The organism is Streptomyces sp. AcH 505 (assembly GCF_000818175.1).
GTDB lineage: Bacteria > Actinomycetota > Actinomycetes > Streptomycetales > Streptomycetaceae > Streptomyces.
This window is the reverse complement of sequence record NZ_JTIY01000001.1, coordinates 4,908,433-4,909,555: the sequence shown is the minus strand read 5'-3', so window position 1 is coordinate 4,909,555 and position 1,123 is coordinate 4,908,433. Positions and strand designations below refer to the sequence as shown.

Annotated in this window: 2 protein-coding genes; one reads left to right on the top strand and one right to left on the bottom strand. The window is 70.2% G+C overall.

From position 1 onward, the window contains the following. Positions 1–85 precede the first annotated feature (85 nt). Positions 86–655 carry a CGNR zinc finger domain-containing protein gene (locus tag HY68_RS22440; protein WP_041991564.1) on the top strand — a complete coding sequence of 190 codons (570 nt, stop codon included), beginning with the start codon at positions 86–88 and terminating at the stop codon, positions 653–655. A gap of 3 nt (positions 656–658) precedes the next feature. On the opposite strand, the gene HY68_RS43960 is transcribed toward HY68_RS22440, so the two are convergent. Further along, the gene (locus HY68_RS43960) at positions 659–811 is read right to left on the bottom strand and encodes a hypothetical protein (RefSeq protein ID WP_198533320.1); all 153 of its coding nucleotides are present in this window, start codon (positions 809–811) and stop codon (positions 659–661) included. Positions 812–1,123 lie beyond the last annotated feature (312 nt).

Genomic DNA, 1,123 nt, shown 5'->3' with positions numbered 1-1,123 from the left:
GGCGCCGCCGCGTTCCGGGCGGCAGCGGATAGAGTTCTGCGGGTTCGGCGGGCGCACAGGCCCGCAGCCGCCCAGGGAGCGAATCGTGCTGATCCCACACGACACCCGCATCGCCCTCACCACCGTCGTCGACCTGGTGAACAGTGCCCCGCAGGAGACCGTGGACGGAATCCCGGCGGACGGGCTCGCCGACACGGAGGCGCTGTACGCGTTCGTACGGGACCATCACATCAGCGGGGTCGACGAGCTCCGCGCGAGCGATCTGCGGGCCGTACAGGACGTACGTACCCGCTTCACCGAGGTCTTCGCGGCCCCGGACGCCGCTGCCGCCGCCGAGCTGCTCAACAAGCTCGTGGCGGCCGCCGGCACCACGCCGCAGCTCACCGATCACGACGGCTACGACTGGCACGTCCACTACTTCACGCCGGGTGCGTCCGTCGCCGACCATCTCGCGGCCGACTGCGGGATGGCACTGGCGTTCATCGTGGTGGCCGGGGAACAGGAGCGGCTGCGCCGCTGCGAGGCCCCGGACTGCGGGCGCGCGTTCGTCGACCTGTCGCGCAATCGCTCCCGCCGCTACTGCGACAGCCGCACCTGCGGCAACAGGCTGCATGTCGCCGCTTACCGAGCGCGCCGCAAGGAAGCGGCCGGCTGAGCGTCACAGCAGGAAAAGATCGTGTACAGCCGCGAACAGCAGCAGCGAAGCGATGACCGTGAGGAAGATCATCAGGGGCGGCTGGGAGAGCGCGAAGAGGCAACCGCGCTGCTCATCGGTGGGTGCGGGTGTTTCGTCCCGTGAGGTATCGAGCATCTCGGACCGATGATGACGCAGCCCCAGGGGTGCTCATGACCAACACACCCCATACGAGCGGGAGTTCATCATATCCCGTGGATGCGGTCCGGAATGTGGGCACAATGCCCCTTCACCGCCGGCCCTGCGGCGGCCGTCCCGGGTCAGATTCCGTGCTTCTTGAGGATCGCCTCGATGTCGCCGAAGTCGTCCTCGCTCCCCGCCCGCGGCTTCGCCTTCGGCTGCGCGGCGGGCTTGGCCGCCCCGCCGAGCGAGGGCGCCGAAGCGGCCGGCGCGACGGCGTCACGCTGCGCGGCCTTCGCGGCGGCCCTG

Excerpts from the sequence above, each read along its gene's own strand:
- HY68_RS43960 (WP_198533320.1), bottom strand. The coding sequence starts at position 811 with ATGCTCGATACCTCACGGGACGAAACACCCGCACCCACCGATGAGCAG.